12 protein-coding genes are annotated in these 15,333 nt (G+C 57.9%); 5 read left to right on the top strand and 7 right to left on the bottom strand.

Features of this window, described 5'->3' with window-relative positions; genetic code table 11:
• Positions 1–5 precede the first annotated feature (5 nt).
• Both FQB27_RS03625 and FQB27_RS03620 read left to right on the top strand, forming a co-directional pair.
• The gene (locus FQB27_RS03625) at positions 6–1,970 is read left to right on the top strand and encodes an acetyl/propionyl/methylcrotonyl-CoA carboxylase subunit alpha (protein ID WP_169559489.1); all 1,965 of its coding nucleotides are present in this window, start codon (positions 6–8) and stop codon (positions 1,968–1,970) included.
• An 11-nt stretch (positions 1,971–1,981) separates the two neighbouring features.
• The gene (locus FQB27_RS03620; RefSeq protein ID WP_169559488.1) at positions 1,982–3,136 is read left to right on the top strand and encodes an acyl-CoA dehydrogenase family protein; all 1,155 of its coding nucleotides are present in this window, start codon (positions 1,982–1,984) and stop codon (positions 3,134–3,136) included.
• Positions 3,137–3,191: 55 nt separating this feature from the next.
• Here FQB27_RS03620 and FQB27_RS03615 read toward each other — a convergent pair whose 3' ends face one another.
• Positions 3,192–3,650, bottom strand: a complete 459-nt coding sequence (locus tag FQB27_RS03615) for an EF-hand domain-containing protein (RefSeq protein ID WP_169560056.1) — start codon at positions 3,648–3,650, stop codon at positions 3,192–3,194.
• 152 nt (positions 3,651–3,802) lie between these two features.
• Between FQB27_RS03615 and FQB27_RS03610 the strand changes: the two genes are divergently transcribed.
• The 3 genes from FQB27_RS03610 to FQB27_RS03600 are packed head-to-tail and all read left to right on the top strand — an operon-like array spanning position 3,803 to position 5,813.
• Positions 3,803–4,453, top strand: a complete 651-nt coding sequence (locus tag FQB27_RS03610; RefSeq protein ID WP_169559487.1) for a TetR/AcrR family transcriptional regulator — start codon at positions 3,803–3,805, stop codon at positions 4,451–4,453.
• Between the two features lie 14 nt (positions 4,454–4,467).
• Positions 4,468–4,899 (top strand): acyl-CoA thioesterase, encoded by a 432-nt coding sequence (locus tag FQB27_RS03605; RefSeq protein WP_169559486.1) that lies wholly within the window; start codon positions 4,468–4,470, stop codon positions 4,897–4,899.
• A complete protein-coding gene (locus tag FQB27_RS03600) occupies positions 4,899–5,813 on the top strand; it encodes a thioesterase family protein (protein ID WP_169559485.1) in 915 nt (304 codons plus the stop codon). The genes FQB27_RS03605 and FQB27_RS03600 overlap by 1 nt, the downstream gene beginning before the upstream one ends.
• Positions 5,814–5,871: 58 nt before the next feature.
• Here the strand turns inward: FQB27_RS03600 and FQB27_RS03595 are convergent, their stop codons facing one another.
• From FQB27_RS03595 to FQB27_RS03570, 6 genes are all read right to left on the bottom strand, one after another.
• Positions 5,872–6,399: a GNAT family N-acetyltransferase gene (locus FQB27_RS03595; protein WP_206374262.1), complete on the bottom strand. Its 528-nt coding sequence runs from the start codon at positions 6,397–6,399 to the stop codon at positions 5,872–5,874.
• A gap of 130 nt (positions 6,400–6,529) precedes the next feature.
• Entirely contained in the window at positions 6,530–8,665 is a 2,136-nt protein-coding gene (locus FQB27_RS03590; protein ID WP_169559484.1) for a 3-hydroxyacyl-CoA dehydrogenase NAD-binding domain-containing protein, read from the bottom strand.
• 15 nt (positions 8,666–8,680) lie between these two features.
• Positions 8,681–9,889 carry an acetyl-CoA C-acetyltransferase gene (locus tag FQB27_RS03585; protein ID WP_169559483.1) on the bottom strand — a complete coding sequence of 403 codons (1,209 nt, stop codon included), beginning with the start codon at positions 9,887–9,889 and terminating at the stop codon, positions 8,681–8,683.
• Positions 9,890–9,910: 21 nt separating this feature from the next.
• Positions 9,911–11,047 carry an acyl-CoA dehydrogenase family protein gene (locus tag FQB27_RS03580; protein WP_169559482.1) on the bottom strand — a complete coding sequence of 379 codons (1,137 nt, stop codon included), beginning with the start codon at positions 11,045–11,047 and terminating at the stop codon, positions 9,911–9,913.
• 147 nt (positions 11,048–11,194) lie between these two features.
• Positions 11,195–12,985 carry an acyl-CoA dehydrogenase C-terminal domain-containing protein gene (locus FQB27_RS03575; RefSeq protein WP_169559481.1) on the bottom strand — a complete coding sequence of 597 codons (1,791 nt, stop codon included), beginning with the start codon at positions 12,983–12,985 and terminating at the stop codon, positions 11,195–11,197.
• 13 nt (positions 12,986–12,998) lie between these two features.
• The gene (locus FQB27_RS03570) at positions 12,999–15,332 is read right to left on the bottom strand and encodes a 3-hydroxyacyl-CoA dehydrogenase/enoyl-CoA hydratase family protein (RefSeq protein ID WP_169559480.1); all 2,334 of its coding nucleotides are present in this window, start codon (positions 15,330–15,332) and stop codon (positions 12,999–13,001) included.
• Position 15,333 lies beyond the last annotated feature (1 nt).

Genomic DNA, 15,333 nt, shown 5'->3' with positions numbered 1-15,333 from the left:
CCGTGATGTCGGATTTTTCAAAGATCCTGATCGCCAATCGGGGGGAGATCGCCTGCCGGGTTATCCGCACCGCAGAGGTCATGGGCTATGACACCGTTGCCGTTTTCTCGGAGGCGGACAGTCAGGCCCCGCACACCAAAATGGCCACCGAGGCCGTGGCCATCGGCCCGGCCCCGGTGGGGGAAAGCTATCTTTCGGCCGCGAAAATCATCGAGGCCGCGAAGAAATCCGGGGCCGATGCCGTGCATCCCGGATATGGCTTCCTGTCGGAAAATGCCGAATTTGCGCAGGCCTGCGCCGATAACAACCTTGTTTTTATCGGCCCCTCCCCGCAGGCGATCACCCTGATGGGAAACAAGGCCGAAGCCAAACGCCGCATGATCAAGGCCGGGGTCCCCTGTGTCCCCGGCTATGAGGGAGAAGATCAGTCGGACGCCCGGTTCATTGCCGCAGCGGCCGAGATCGGCTTTCCCGTCATGGTCAAGGCCGCAGCAGGCGGCGGGGGGCGGGGTATGCGACTTGTCGCCCGCCCCGAAGAATTGCCGCAAGCCCTGATCGCCGCCCGTTCGGAGGCGGAAAACGCCTTTGGCTCTGGCGAGTTGATCCTTGAAAAAGCCGTCATCCGGCCCCGTCATATCGAGATTCAGGTCTTTGCCGATACCCACGGCAATGTCCTCCATCTGGGGGAGCGGGACTGCTCGATCCAGCGACGCCACCAGAAAGTGATCGAGGAAGCCCCCTCGCCTGCTGTCAGTGAAGAGTTACGTCAGCGGATGGGAGCGGCGGCCGTCGCCGCCGCAGAGGCCATCAACTATTCCGGTGCCGGGACGGTTGAATTCCTGCTGTCTGAAACCGGGGAGTTCTATTTTCTGGAAATGAACACCCGCCTGCAGGTAGAGCATCCCGTCACGGAATGTATTACCGGTCACGACCTTGTGGAATGGCAGTTGCGCGTCGCTCGCGGCGAACACCTTCCCGCGACACAGGCGGATGTTACCCTGACCGGTCATGCCATTGAGGCCCGCCTCTATGCCGAAGACCCCGCAAAGAATTTCCTGCCCATGGTCGGCACCCTCCTGAAATGGGGAACGCCATCGCGGGACGGGCTTCGAACGGATCACGGACTTGAGGACGGGTTCGAGGTCACCCCCCACTATGACGCCATGATCGCCAAGGTCATTGCCTATGGGCAGACCCGCGAAGATGCCCGGCGCAAACTGATTTCCAGCCTGAAGGACACGTTGGACCTTGGGTTGGTGACCAACCGGCGTTTCCTGCTGGACTGTCTCAAGCATCCTGTTTTTCAGGAAGGCGGGGCGACCACGGCCTTTATCGACACCCATCTGCCGCAAGCGGGCCGGGAGGTAGCCAAGCCAGACTTTTCCGCGCTGTCCCTTGCTGCCGCCCTGCATTTTCTTCAGCGGCGTCATGAACAGGGGTCGGCAACCGATGGCTGGGACAGCAGCGGTGCCCTGTCCTCTCCCGTCACGCTGATGGTGGAGGAAGACAGCACCACCCTTCTGGTTAAACTTGCGGGTGCGGACAGGTTCCACATCCAGCAAGGGGATGAGGCGCTTGAACTGACCGTTCTGGACCGAACAGACAGTGCCATCCGCTATGAAATTGATGGATTGAGGCGCACGGCCCACTTCGCTTTTGACGGGGCGGCCCTGTTCCTCCGGGATGGTGAGGCGCAATTCTGCTCGGCAGATATCACGCTGGCCCCTGCCGGCAACGAGGCATCCGGCGGCGATGGCCGGATCATGGCCCCCATGAATGGCCGGGTGGTCGATATTCATGTGACGGTTGGCCAGACCGTGACCAGAGGACAAACCGTTGCCAGTCTGGAAGCCATGAAAATGGAGCATGAAATCACGTCCCGCGTGGACGGCATTGTCACCGCCATCGGGGCCAACCGGGATCAGCAGGTTGCAACCCGTGCCCTTCTTGTCGAAATCGAACCCAACTGAGGAGCAGGAAAATGGATTTACTGGAACGCCTTCCCAGCCCCTATCTGACAGAGGAACACGAGGCCTTCCGGGCCTCTCTTCGCCGGTTTATTGAAAAGGAAATCGAGCCCTATGTCAGCGCGTGGGACGAGGCGGGAACCTTCCCCCGCGATCTTTATCGCAAGGCCGCCGATATTGGCCTTTTGGGGATCGGCTTCCCCGAAGAATATGGCGGCACCGGCGGCGACCTGTTCCATGCCATGGTCGGCGCAGAGGAACTGGGCCGGGTTGGGGCGGGCGGCCTGACCGCCAGCCTGCTCAGCCACACCATTGGGGCCCCGCCCATCAGGAATGTGGGCAACGACGAACAGAAGGAAAAATACCTGCCCCCCATTCTGGCCGGGGAGATGATCAGCGCCCTTGCCATCACCGAGCCGTCCGGCGGATCGGATGTGGCCAACCTGCAAACCACAGCGGTCCGGGATGGCGACCATTATGTGGTTAATGGCTCGAAAATGTTTATCACCTCGGGCATGCGTGCCGATCTTTACACTGTTGCGGTCCGCACCGGGGAGCCCGGCATGGGCGGCATTTCCCTACTGCTGATCGAGCGGGACACACCCGGCTTTACCCGAACCCCGCTTGAAAAAATGGGATGGTGGGCATCGGATACGGCGGCACTTTATTTCGATGACTGCCGGGTTCCGGCCGAAAACCTTTTGGGGGCCGAGAATGCAGGCTTTCCGGCCATCATGCTAAACTTCAACTCGGAACGGATTGGCATGGCCTCCGGCTGTATCGCCGCCTCCCGCACCTGCTTCAATGAGGTTGTGGAGTATGCCAAGGAACGGATGGTCTTTGGACGCCCCCTGTCCCACAAACAGGTCGTCCGGCACAAGCTGGTGCAGATGGCACAGGCCATCAATACATCGCAGGCCTATCTGGATCACGTGGCCTGGCGCATCAGCCGGGGGGAGCAACCCGTGGCGGATATCTGCATGCTGAAAAATCAGGCGACCGAGACCATGGAGCTTTGCGCCCGCGAAGGTGTCCAGATCATGGGCGGTGCCGGGTTCATGCGCGGCCCGAAAGTGGAACGGATTTATCGGGAAGTGCGCGTCAACGCCATTGGCGGCGGCGCCGAGGAAATCATGCGGGATCTTGCATCCCGTCAATTGGGCATCTAGCCAAAAAATACCGGGGGACAACCGCTGTTGCCCCCCGGAGACGCAACCGGATACGCTACTGCTTGGCCTCGCCGCCCTTGCCCTTATGGGCGAAGGATTTACGGAAATTCTTCATTTCCTCTACGGAAAGGGCGCCGTCAGAATCACTATCAGCCGATTTGAATCTCTCCATCGCGAATGATGTGTATTCCGCCTCACTGACCTTACCGTCCTTGTCGGTGTCGATTTTTTCCATGAACCGTGCCAGGCGTGCTTCCCGCATCTTTTCGTGTGCTTCGCGTGCCTCGGACAAGGTGATTTCACCGTCCTTATCCGAGTCAAATCGCGAGAAATACTTGTGTCTCCCGTCCGGAACTTCAGCCTGACTTAACCTGCCGTCCTTGTTGGTATCCCAACGCTCAAACATGCGGTCCACACGTGAATGGCCGTCCCCATGATGCCCACCCCCGGCGTAAGCCGCCACCGGCAAGGCAAGGGCAAGCGCCAGAGTTGCGGTGAGTACAGATTTCTTCATTTTCAGTCCTTTCAAATTACAGACATCCCTTCAACGCCGCAAAAACGGAAACCCGTCGAAAAAAATTCCTGCCCCTCTCCAGCTTTTTTAATTGAACATCGTTCATTTATATGAACACATTAATCAGAACTGGCAGAGGCAGGAGCAAAAGGATGGACATGCCGCGACCGGCACAGCGCAGGGATGACCTGCATGCTTTCAAGAAACAGGCCATTCTGGAAGCGGCAAGCCACCTGTTTCAGCAGCACGGTATGGAAGGCACCACCATGCGCGCCATCGCGAAAGAGGCCGGATATTCCACCGGTGCCCCCTATGCCTATTACCGATCGAAAGAGGAAATACACGCCGACCTACTGGCCGCTTCCCTTGCCCGCCTTCTGGCGGCGCTAAAGGACGCACAAAAGAAAGGCGCGGACGGCCCCGCCCGCATCCACCGGCTGGGGCGCGGCTTTCTGGACTATTATGGGCGCAATCCGGCGGACCTGTCGCTCGGTCGGTATCTTCTGGCCCCGGCACCGGCCGCAACCGACGGCCCGCCCTCGCCTGCCGGAAGCCGGCTTACCTCGCGCCTTCTCACGCTTTTTGGGCATATGGCCAATACCCTCCATCAGGAAACCGGCGTCGATGCGGAAACCGCCCAAACGGAAGCACTGGATGCCGCCACCTATTTTCTGGGGACCCTTCTCATGGCGGCGACCGGGCGGGCCGCCATCATGGGGGCGCAGCCTCAAGAAATGATCGACCGCTATGTTAAACAGATGCTACAAAGGCTTTATCAGAAAAAAGAACAAGAACAAGTTTGAGGATTTTCCCGACAATGAGCGGATATATCGAAAGCTACCGGGGGCATGTTCTGTCCAACGAGTGTGACCTGTTCGGCCACATGAACGTAACCTTTTACAATGCCTGCCTTGCCCAGGCTATGACCACCATGATGACAAGCGTTGGTGTTGACCCCGAAGAGGCAGCGGAAACGCGCCGCGGTCTGGCCGCCGTGGAGCAGAACAGCAAATATTATGCGGAACTGCTGGCCGGTGACATCATCCATATGGAAAGCGGCGTCCTGAAATCCAGCAACAAGACGATTTCCTTCCACCACAAACTGTTCAACAGCGCAACCAATGTGCTGGCCTATGAATGTGTCGTGACGGCGGCCTATATGGATCTGGATGCCCGCACGGCGATCCCGCTGGATACGGCAGTTCACGCCAAACTGGCCGAACTTGGCACCATCGAGGAGGCCGCATAATGACCGTCATGAACACCAAACTCATCCCCGGCTATCGCGGGGCGGTTGAATCCTGGGAACGGGACCAGATGCAGCATATGAACGTCCAGTTCTATATGTCCAAGGCATCGGCCGCGTTCAGCCACCTGCAAAATGCTCTTGGCCTGTCCCCCGCCCGTATCCGGGAAGACCGAAAGGCGCTTCGCTATCGCACCCTTCGCATCCAGTATCGGGCGGAAATGCATGTTGGCGGGCTGATGCACGGCTTTTCCGGCATTCGTGCGGTAGACGGCGACACCATCACCGGATTTACCCACCTGTTCAATTCCAAAAGCGGCGCACTGTCCGGGGTTTATGAATTTACCGCCGATTACCAAGACCTGGATACGGGCGAGACACACGCCTTGCCGGCGGATGTCAGACAGGCGGCGACGGACCTGATCGACGATCATGCCGACCAATACAAGCCTGCCCCCATGAAAACGGTTATTCTGCCCGCCCGGAATTTCGACCATATGTTCGAAACCAACCGGTCCGCTGTGGATGAATGGGAATGTGATGCCTATGGCACCATGGACTGGCGCCAGATCGTCGGCCGTTTCTCTGACGCGGCGGGCCATATCATGGGGCATGTGGGCATGACCCGGGAAATGCAGAAAGCCCGCAATCTGGGGTCTGCGGCGCTCGACTACTACACCGAGTTTCACGGCCCGATCAAGTCCGCCACATCCATTGTTCTCAAAAGCGCCCTTGTGGACCGTATGCCCAAGAACTTCGTGTTCGGGCATAACCTGATGAACAATGACACTGGCGAAATCCTGTGCACGACCACCGTTCTCGGCTGTTATTTTGACATGGCCCTTCGCAAAGCGGTGCCCCTGCCGGAAGAATATATGGCCGTGCCGGAAGAAAACCTTCTGGTCAACCAGCTATAGGCACCTCTGCCCACCACAAGTCGGTCCGGGTCTGCCCGGACCGAAACTCCCCCGGCACTTATTCCCGATGGGCGGGCCCGTAAAGCCGGGTTTCCTCCCCCTTGGGGCCAAGGCGCACCCGCCCCTGAAAACGCATCCCCAGCTTTTCCAGCAACGCCTGTGAGGCAGTATTCTGATCGCTTGTCACCGCGATGACAGTCTCAAACCCGAGTCTGTCTCTGGCATGGGACAGCAAGGCCGACGCCCCTTCAAACGCAAAACCCTGCCGCCAATACGCCGGATCATAGGCAAAACCAATATCCGGGTGGGGCAGGTCTTTTCGCCGGATCAGCCCCGAAATGCCAACAGGCACACCATCATTTTTCCGCTCCACCAGATAGGACCCGCAGCCATTGATCTGGTACTGAAGCCGGACATCCCGGATATAGAGCCGTGCGCTTTCCAGATCACGAACCCCGCGATCCCCGATATATTTCAGGAACGAGGGTTGGGTCAGCAGGAACAGAATGAACGCCGCGTCCTGTTCGCCCATTTCGCGAATGACAAGACGGCGGGTTTTCACAATCACCTTGCTTGCGGTGGGCACTGGCCTGTTCTCCCTGTTCACATCCTTCCCTTTCCCCGGTTCACGGATACAGAAAACGGCGCGGCAAGGTCTCCCCCACCGCGCCGTTCCCGATCCCGGTCAGCCCCGGATCACGAGGCTGTCATCCTGATCACGCGGCGTAGAATGTCTCGCCTTTCGACGCCATGTCCCGAAGGAACTGCGGCGGCGTAAAGCGAGCCCCATAGGCCTGCGCCATGCGGTCACATTCAGCGACGAAATTATCCACACCCACTGTATGGATCTGGCTGATTGCTCCGCCGCGGGACGGTGCAAAGCCCCACCCCAGAATGGACCCCACATCGGCATCTTCCGGCGTGGTCACCACATTTTCCTCAAGGCAGCGGGCCGTCTCAACAGACTGGATATACAGAAGACGCTTGATCACCTCCTCGACAGAAGGCTGTTCGTCTTCCGGCAATTGCGGGAAATGGGTCCCCAATTCCTTCCAGAGATGTTTCTTCCCCCCTTCCGGATAATCATAGAACCCCTTGCCTTCGCGCTTGCCAACCCGGTTCAACTCCTCAACCATTTTGGTTACCGTGGCATCACTGGGAGACGGGATATACTTGTCGCCCAAATCGTCACGGGTCTGGTTGCGAACCTTGTAGATCAGGTCGATGGCCACCTCATCGGCAAGGGCCAGCGGCCCCACCGGCATGCCGGACATCTTGCCTGCCATGTCGATCAGGGCCGGATTGATCCCCTCCGCCAGCATGGCAATGCCTTCGTTGACATAGGTGCCAAAAACCCGGCTGGTATAGAAACCGCGGCTGTCATTGACCACAATCGGCGTCTTGCGGATTGCCTTCACATAGTCCATGGACCGGGCCAGGGTTTCCTGAGAGGTTTCCTTGCCGCAGATGATTTCCACCAGTGGCATCTTGTCCACCGGCGAGAAGAAATGCAGACCGATGAAATTGGCCGGGCGCTTGCTGGCCTCGGCCAGACCGCTGATCGGCAGGGTCGATGTGTTGGAGGCGAAAATCGCATCCTCGGCAATCACGGCCTCGGACTTTCCGGTTACATCGGCCTTGATCTCCCGGTTCTCGAACACGGCCTCAATGACCAGTTCCGCACCGTCCAGCAAGGCGTAATCGGTGGTTGCCGTAATCCGGCCAAGAACCGCCTCGGCTTTTTCCTGACTCATCCGGCCGCGACCAACGGCTTTCTGAAGCAGCTTTTCCGAATAGGCCTTACCTTTATCGGCGGCAGCCTGATCCCGATCGATCAACACCACATCAATACCGGCCACAGCGGTGGAGTAGGCAATCCCCGCCCCCATCATGCCGGCCCCCAGAACACCAACCTTTGTAAAGGTCTGGGTCGGGATGTCTTTCGGACGGCTGGCCAGTTTGTTGGCATTGCCAATCCCGAAGAACAGGGACCGGATCATGTTCTTGGCTTCCGGTGTCCCGCAGGTCTTGACGAAATACCGGGTCTCAATCTTGAGGCCATTATCGATATCCACACAGCACCCTTCATACACACAAGACATGATGTTCAGGGCCGCAGGGTAGTTCCCCATGGTTTTCTCGCGCAGCATGGCGTTTCCGGCCGTAAAGGTCATCATCCCGCCCGGACTCATGGGAATACCACCCGGCAGGCGGAACCCTTTTTTGTCCCATGGCTGCACCGCATCTTCAGGCTTGGCATTCAGCAGCCATTTTTTGGCTTCCGCCAGCAGGTCATTGGCCGGGACAACCGCATTCACCATACCCGCCTTCAGGGCCTTTTCAGGGCTGAGATGCTTGCCTTCCAGCAGCAGCGGCAAGGCTGCCTGAATACCGATCAGACGGGGAAGGCGCTGGGTGCCGCCGCCGCCCGGAAGCAGTCCGACTTTCACCTCGGGCAGACCGATCTTGGCCTTGGGGTTGTCCGCTGCAATCCGGTGATGGCAGGCCAGACAGATTTCAAAGCCGCCGCCAAGCGCCGTGCCGTTGATGGCCGCCACAACCGGCTTTTTGGCTTTTTCGATGGACCGGAACATCATCTGAAGTTCCATGCCATTCTGGAACATTTCTTCAGCGCCCTTCCAGCCCTGAAGCATTTCCAGATCCGCCCCGGCAATGAAGTCCGGCTTGCCGGAGGTAATGATGATCCCCTTGACGGCGTCATCCCCGATGGCTTTTTCAAGGGCACCGGCAAAGGCGGGAATGCTGTCATTATTCAGCACATTCATGCTTCTGCCCGGCATATCCCAGCTAATGGTTGCAATACCGTCCGTGTCTACTGAGTAGTTAATCATTGTAATTCCCGCTCCTTATACACGTTCAATAATGGTTGCAGTGCCCATACCGGCGCCCACGCACAGGGTCACCAGTGCCGTATTCTGGTCGCGGCGTTCCAATTCATCCAGAACGGTCCCAAGGATCATGGCCCCGGTCGCCCCAAGCGGATGGCCCATGGCAATGGCGCCGCCGTTCACATTGATTTCACTGTGATCAACATTCATCACATCCATGAAGCGGAGAACCACACCGGCGAAGGCCTCGTTCAACTCCCAAAGGTCGATATCGGATGCAGTCATGCCCGCCCGCTTGAGGGCCTTTTCAGCCGCATAGCTGGGACCTGTCAGCATGATGGACGGCTCACTACCGATGGAGGCGAAAGACCGGAACCGGGCCCGTGGCTTGGCGCCGATTTTTACGCCAGCTTCCTTGTTGCCAATCAGGACTGCCGCTGATCCATCCACGATCCCGGACGAGTTGCCCGCATGGTGCACATGGTTCAGTTCCTCAACTTCCGGGTAACGCTGGCGAATGACACTGTCGAACCCGTATTGCTGCCCCTGAACGACGAAGGACGGGTCCAGCGCCCCAAGGGACTGCATGGTGGTTTCCGGGCGCATATGCTCGTCATGATCCAAAATGGTCAGACCGTTCATGTCCTTTACCGGCACAATCGAGTTCTTGAAATACCCGTTGTCCCATGAATGCTTGGCGCGTTTCTGGCTTTCAACGGAATAGGCATCCACGTCATCGCGGCTGTAGCCCCACTTGGTACAGATCATGTCCGCACCAATTCCCTGCGGCGCGAAATAGGTATGGAAAGCCACCTGCGGATCCGCCGACCAGGCCCCGCCGGAAGACCCCATGGGCACCCGTGACATGCTTTCAACACCGCCGCCAATCGTCAGGTCGCTCTGGCCGGACATGACCTGTGCTGCTGCCATATTGACAGCCTCAAGCCCCGATGCACAAAAACGGTTGATCTGAACACCGGACGCGGTTTCCGCGTATCCCGCATGAAGCGGCGCAACACGGCCGATCACCGCGCCCTGCTCACCCACCGGCTCAACACAGCCAAGGACTACATCGTCAACAAGGGAAGTATCCAGTTCGTTCCGCTCCTGAATGGCCTTCAGGGAGGCAACCGCCAGATTGATCGGCGTCACCTCGTGCAATGAACCGCTTGCGCGCCCCTTACCACGCGGGGTTCGTACGGCATCATAAACAAATGCTTCAGTCATTTTTTCCTCCTGTTGACCGCCCTAGAGTGAACGGCTGATGATTTCTTTCATGATTTCGTTGGCACCGCCGTAAATCCGCTGAATACGGGCATCCGCATAGGCGCGGGCCACCCGATATTCCCACATATAGCCATACCCCCCATGCAACTGGAGACATTCGTCGATCAGCTTGTTTTCCAGATCGGAACACCAGTATTTGGCCATGGCAGCGGTCGGAACTTCCAACTCTCCCTTCAATACTTCCTCAATACATTTATCAACAAACACACGGGCGATCTGGACCTCGGTCTTCAATTCCGCCAGCTTGAACTTGGTATTCTGGAAATCCATGATACTGCGCCCAAAGGCCTTACGCTCCTTGGTGTATTCAATGGTTTCGTCCAGAATGGCTTCCATAGTGGCCGTTGCCCCGATGGCAATTTGCAGGCGCTCCCACGCCAGTTCCTTCATCAGGCAGAAAAAGCCCTGTCCCTCTCCGCCCAGCATGCTGCTGGCCGGGACCCGGACATCATCAAAGAACAGCTCTGCCGTATCCTGTGCCTTCAGGCCCAGTTTTTCCAGATTCTTCCCCTTGGCAAATCCCTTGGTGCCCGCCTCGACAAGGAACAGGCTTGTTCCCTTGGCGCCGGCTTCCGGGTCGGTTTTGGTGACCACAATGACCAGATCGGACATGAAACCGTTGGTGATGAAGGTCTTTGAACCGTTGATCACATACTCGTCCCCGTCGCGAATGGCCCGGGTCTTGATCCCCTGCAGGTCAGAACCGGCGCCGGGTTCGGTCATGGCGATGGCGCCAATCATTTCCCCTGTCGCCAGTTTCGGCAGATACTTTTTCTTTTGCTCTTCCGTGCCGTAATGCAGGATATAGGGGGCGACAATTTCGGAATGCAGGCCAAAGCCGGGGCCGGATGCACCGGCACGGGCCTGTTCTTCCATCATGATGATACTGTAGAGTTTATCCGCACCAAGACCGCCATATTCTTCCGGGATCGGCATACACAGCAATCCCTGACGCCCTGCTTCCCGCCAGGCTTCCCGGCTGATCTGCCCGTCCTTTTCCCATTGCGCGTGATACGGGGTGATATGTTCCTCGTAAAACCGCCGGACGGATTCGCGGAAAATATTGTGCTCTTCACTGAATATGGTGCGCGGTATCATCCCTATTCCCTCTCAAAGTATTGTAATTATTATGATATTTTAAGAAAATGACAATTTGTCAATTTCTGGACACAAAAAACTCGCGTTATGAGCGCTGCGACGATACCAGTCTTTACTAATATCGCCGCCAGCTCAATACGCGTTTAACTAGAATGCGTCCGCATCCAGCTCCATCATTGTTTTTGCCCCGGCGCTCATTTTCACCAGCAGCGAGGAAACATCCGGCAGCATCCGTTCAAAGAAGAACCGGGCTGTGACCAGCTTGGTCTTGAAAAACTCGGGATCATCCGTTCCCGCTTCCAGTTTTTCCGCAGCGATCTTCGCCATCTGCGCCCAGAAATACCCCAGCGCCACCAGACCGAACATACGCAAATATTCCGTTGACGCGGCTCCTGCCTCGTCCGGGTTTTTCATGCCCTTTTCCCCGATCAGGACGGTTGCCTGCTGCAACTTGGCAAAAGACTTGGCCAGCGGCAGGATGAAATCCTTCAACTGCGGGTTGGTCATGTTGGCCTGCAGGAACGCATCAACGGGATGGAAGAACTGGCGCAGCGCCCGCCCCATATTGGCAGGCAGTTTCCGCCCGACAAGGTCCAGCGCCTGAATACCGTTGGCACCTTCATAAATCTGGGTGATCCGGGCATCGCGCACGAACTGCTCCATGCCCCACTCGCTGATATAACCGTGGCCGCCGTAACATTGCATGGCCGTGGCAGACAGCTCGAACCCCATATCCGTGAAATAGGCCTTGATCACAGGCGTCAGCAGGCCAAGGGCCTCATCCGCCGCTTTCCGGGCGTCTGCATCGGGGTGCTTATCCACCAGATCGACCTGCAATCCGGCCCAGAGGCCAAGGGCGCGCGCGCCTTCGGTAAAGGCCCGGCACATCAGCAGGTTCCGCCGGATGTCCGGATGCACGATAATCGGGTCCGCAGCCTTCTCCGGCTCCTTGACGCCGGAAATGGAACGTCCCTGCAACCGGTCCTTGGAATAGGCCACCGCATTCTGATAGGCAACTTCCGCCTGACTGAGACCCTGAATACCCACACCAAGACGGGCGGCATTCATCATGGTGAACATGGCCCGCATTCCCTTATGCGCCTCACCAAGAAGATAGCCCGTGGCCTCCTCATAGTTCATCACACAGGTGGAGTTGCCGTGAATACCCATCTTGTGCTCGATCGAGCCACAGGAAACCCCGTTGCGGGCTCCCGGATTGCCGTTCTCGTCCAGAATGAATTTCGGCACGATGAACAGGGAAACCCCCTTGATGCCGTCCGGGCCACCCGGAATTTTCGCCAGCACCAAATGGACGATATTATCGACCATGTCATGCTCACCGGCGGAAATGAAGATCTTGGTCCCGGTCACCTTGTAGGAGCCGTCTTCCTGCGGGACCGCTTTTGTCCGCATCAGGCCGAGGTCCGTCCCGCAATGGGGCTCGGTCAGGTTCATGGTCCCGGTCCATTCACCGCTGATCATGTTCGGCAGCCAGGTCTGTTTCTGCTCGTCTGTTCCATGCTTGGAAATCGCGGCACAGGCACCATGGGTCAGGCCCGGATACATGCCAAAGGCCATGTTGGCAGAACTCATCATCTCGGCGAGGGCGATCCCCACCACATGCGGCAAACCCTGTCCGCCATATTGCGGATCGGCATCAATACCCATCCAGCCGCCTTCGCGATACTGGTCATAGGCTTCCTTGAAACCGGTCGGGGTTGTAACCTCCCCGTCCTTCCATGTGCAGCCTTCCCGGTCGCCCACCTGATTGAGGGGCTGGATAACCCCTTCCATCATCTTGGCGCCTTCCTCAAGAATGGCGTCCACCATGTCCGGCGTGGCGTCCTCGAAACCCGGCAGGTTCGTCATCTTGTCCAGACCCAGCAGGTCGTTCAGGACAAATTTGATGTCTTTTACAGGGGCGTTATAAATTGGCATTTTTTGAACTCCCTTAATTACGCAGCGGCTTGCCGGTTGTCAGCATATGCTCGATCCGGTCCAGCGTCTTCGGGTTATGGATAAGGGTCATGAACCCTTCCTGCTCAAGCTGCAGCATTTTCTTTTCCGTGATCGGCTCGGTGATATCCGTATCCCCGCCGGACAGAACCCGCCCGACCTCGACACTGACCACCGCGTCATAGGCGGTTGCCTTGCCCATGGTGACAAAGCCCGATACGGCCATATCGAAGGCGGCTGCTGCGGTGGGGCCGGGCAGATAAATTTCCACCTGCTCGGGCACCTCGTAATTCTCGGCAAGGGCCAGCGCCTTGGCCTTGGCATCGGCCAGAACCCGTTTCCGGTTCATGGTCACGTCATCCCCATCCCGCAGGATCAGCATATCCCGTGCCTCTGCCGCGCTGGTCGCCACCTTGGCGGTCGAGATATTCTCGAACACAGTGGCCAGTGCCGGCATGGCGCCGCCCGGACGTTTCTTGTTGGTCATGGCCCGGAACACCAGTTCCTTACAGCCACCAAAGCCCGGAATAACGCCAACGCCCACCTCGACAAGTCCCATATAGCTTTCAGAATGGGCCTGCACGGCATCGGCAGCCAGAACAATTTCACAGCCGCCGCCAAGGGCCATGCCCGCCGGGGCCGCAACCACCGGGAACGGGGCATACTTCAACTTCATCAGGGCGTTCTGGCCTTCCGTGATTGAATTTTCAATCACCGGCCACATGGCCGCATTGGCCGCGAACAGGGCGAGCCCCACATTGGCACCAACAGAGAAGTTGTCCGCATCACTGCCGATCACAAGGGCCTTGAACCCTTTCTTGTCGATCTTGCCAGCCTCGCGCAGCATGGCAACAACGTCTTGATCGATGCTGTTCATCTTGGTATGGATTTCAAGACAGGCAACCCCATCCCCAAGGTCCCAGATGCTGGCACCCTTGTTGGACAGGACCGGCTCACTCCCGCGCTTGATATCGGCAAGCGCCCACGCCCCGTCTGCAACAGGAACCTTGGCATACTCACCTTCAACCGTCATATACAAGGCATCGCGGCCTTCTTCCTTGTAGAGGGGACGATCGCCCACTTTTTCAAGGAAGGCAGGAACCGGCAGGCCCTCTGCGGTCAGACGATCCACAAAATACTGGACACCCAACTGGTCAAGCTGCTCAAACGGGCCATATTTCCACGCGTAGCCCGTCTTCATGGCGTTATCGATGGCAATGATATCATCAGAGATTTCACCGACCAGAGACGCGGCATAGCTGAGAACGCGGGACAGGATTGCCCACGCATAGCGCCCACCGGCGTCATCATATTCCACAAGCGCCCGAAGCCCCTTGCGCCCTGCCTTGACGGAACCAAGGTCAGGCTTGGCCGCCTTGGCATAGTCACCGGTTTTCAGGTTGCGGGCTTCCTTGACCTTGCGCCCGCCATCCTTGTTGATCCGGTAAAAGCCGCCCTTGCCCTTCCGGCCGGTATACCCTTCGTCAATCATGGTGGCGATGGTCGATACCATGGGATGATCCGGATCATATTCCTGACAGAACGGGTCGCTGTCCGGCAGCTCTTTCAGCATGGATTCGTTGACCTTCGGGCCCAGATCGATCCCTGTCAGGTCGCCAAGACCGAAAATACCGGTACTGGGAATGCCCATGGGCTTGCCGCAGACCGCGTCTGCTTCTTCCACACTCAGCCCCAGATCAAAGGCCGACTTGATCGCCACGAAGGACCAGTAAATCCCGATGCGGTTGCCGATAAAGCCCGGCGTGTCGTAACAATCGACAACCTCTTTCCCCAGCTTGACATCCGCAAACTGCCGCAGGTCCTCAATGGCGTCCGGGCGGGTTTCGGCCCCTTTCACCAGTTCGAACAGGCGCATATAGCGCGGCGGATTGAAAAAGTGGGTGATCGCAAAATCCTTCTGCAACCGCTCCGGCATGCCTTCCATCAGGACATTCAGCGGAATGGTTGAGGTGTTGGAGGTAACGATCGAGCCTTCCTTGCGAACGGATTCCAAATTGCGATACAGATCCTGCTTCAGGTCCGGCCGCTCGATAATGGCTTCAACGATCCAGTCGCAGTCCGCCACCAGATCCAGATTGTCCTCAAGGTTGCCCGTCGTGACCAGACGGGCATTCTTTTTGTGCATAAACGGGGCGGGCTTGGTTTTCAGCAGGGCATTCAACGCCCCTTCCGCCAGCATGTTCCGGTTATCGGCCCCGTCCGGGACAATATCCAGCAGAACCACGGGATGGCCCGCATTGGCGACATGGGCGGCAATCGCAGCACCCATGACACCGGCACCAATCACGGCGACTTTTTCAATGGCCATG

The sequence above is a fragment of the Sneathiella chinensis genome (genome assembly GCF_012720115.1).
Taxonomy (GTDB): domain Bacteria; phylum Pseudomonadota; class Alphaproteobacteria; order Sneathiellales; family Sneathiellaceae; genus Sneathiella; species Sneathiella chinensis.
The sequence above is the reverse complement of the archived record's forward strand: the minus strand, read 5'-3'. Positions and strand labels throughout refer to the sequence as shown.

What these genes read in the sequence shown, in the direction of transcription:
- FQB27_RS03575 (WP_169559481.1), bottom strand. Translation starts at nt 12,985, where the DNA reads ATGCCAATTTATAACGCCCCTGTAAAAGACATCAAATTTGTCCTGAAC.
- FQB27_RS03625 (WP_169559489.1), top strand. Translation starts at nt 6, where the DNA reads ATGTCGGATTTTTCAAAGATCCTGATCGCCAATCGGGGGGAGATCGCC.
- FQB27_RS03580 (WP_169559482.1), bottom strand. Translation starts at nt 11,047, where the DNA reads ATGATACCGCGCACCATATTCAGTGAAGAGCACAATATTTTCCGCGAA.
- FQB27_RS03605 (WP_169559486.1), top strand. Translation starts at nt 4,468, where the DNA reads ATGAGCGGATATATCGAAAGCTACCGGGGGCATGTTCTGTCCAACGAG.
- FQB27_RS03570 (WP_169559480.1), bottom strand. Translation starts at nt 15,332, where the DNA reads ATGGCCATTGAAAAAGTCGCCGTGATTGGTGCCGGTGTCATGGGTGCT.
- FQB27_RS03585 (WP_169559483.1), bottom strand. Translation starts at nt 9,889, where the DNA reads ATGACTGAAGCATTTGTTTATGATGCCGTACGAACCCCGCGTGGTAAG.
- FQB27_RS03610 (WP_169559487.1), top strand. Translation starts at nt 3,803, where the DNA reads ATGGACATGCCGCGACCGGCACAGCGCAGGGATGACCTGCATGCTTTC.
- FQB27_RS03615 (WP_169560056.1), bottom strand. Translation starts at nt 3,650, where the DNA reads ATGAAGAAATCTGTACTCACCGCAACTCTGGCGCTTGCCCTTGCCTTG.
- FQB27_RS03620 (WP_169559488.1), top strand. Translation starts at nt 1,982, where the DNA reads ATGGATTTACTGGAACGCCTTCCCAGCCCCTATCTGACAGAGGAACAC.
- FQB27_RS03600 (WP_169559485.1), top strand. Translation starts at nt 4,899, where the DNA reads ATGACCGTCATGAACACCAAACTCATCCCCGGCTATCGCGGGGCGGTT.
- FQB27_RS03590 (WP_169559484.1), bottom strand. Translation starts at nt 8,665, where the DNA reads ATGATTAACTACTCAGTAGACACGGACGGTATTGCAACCATTAGCTGG.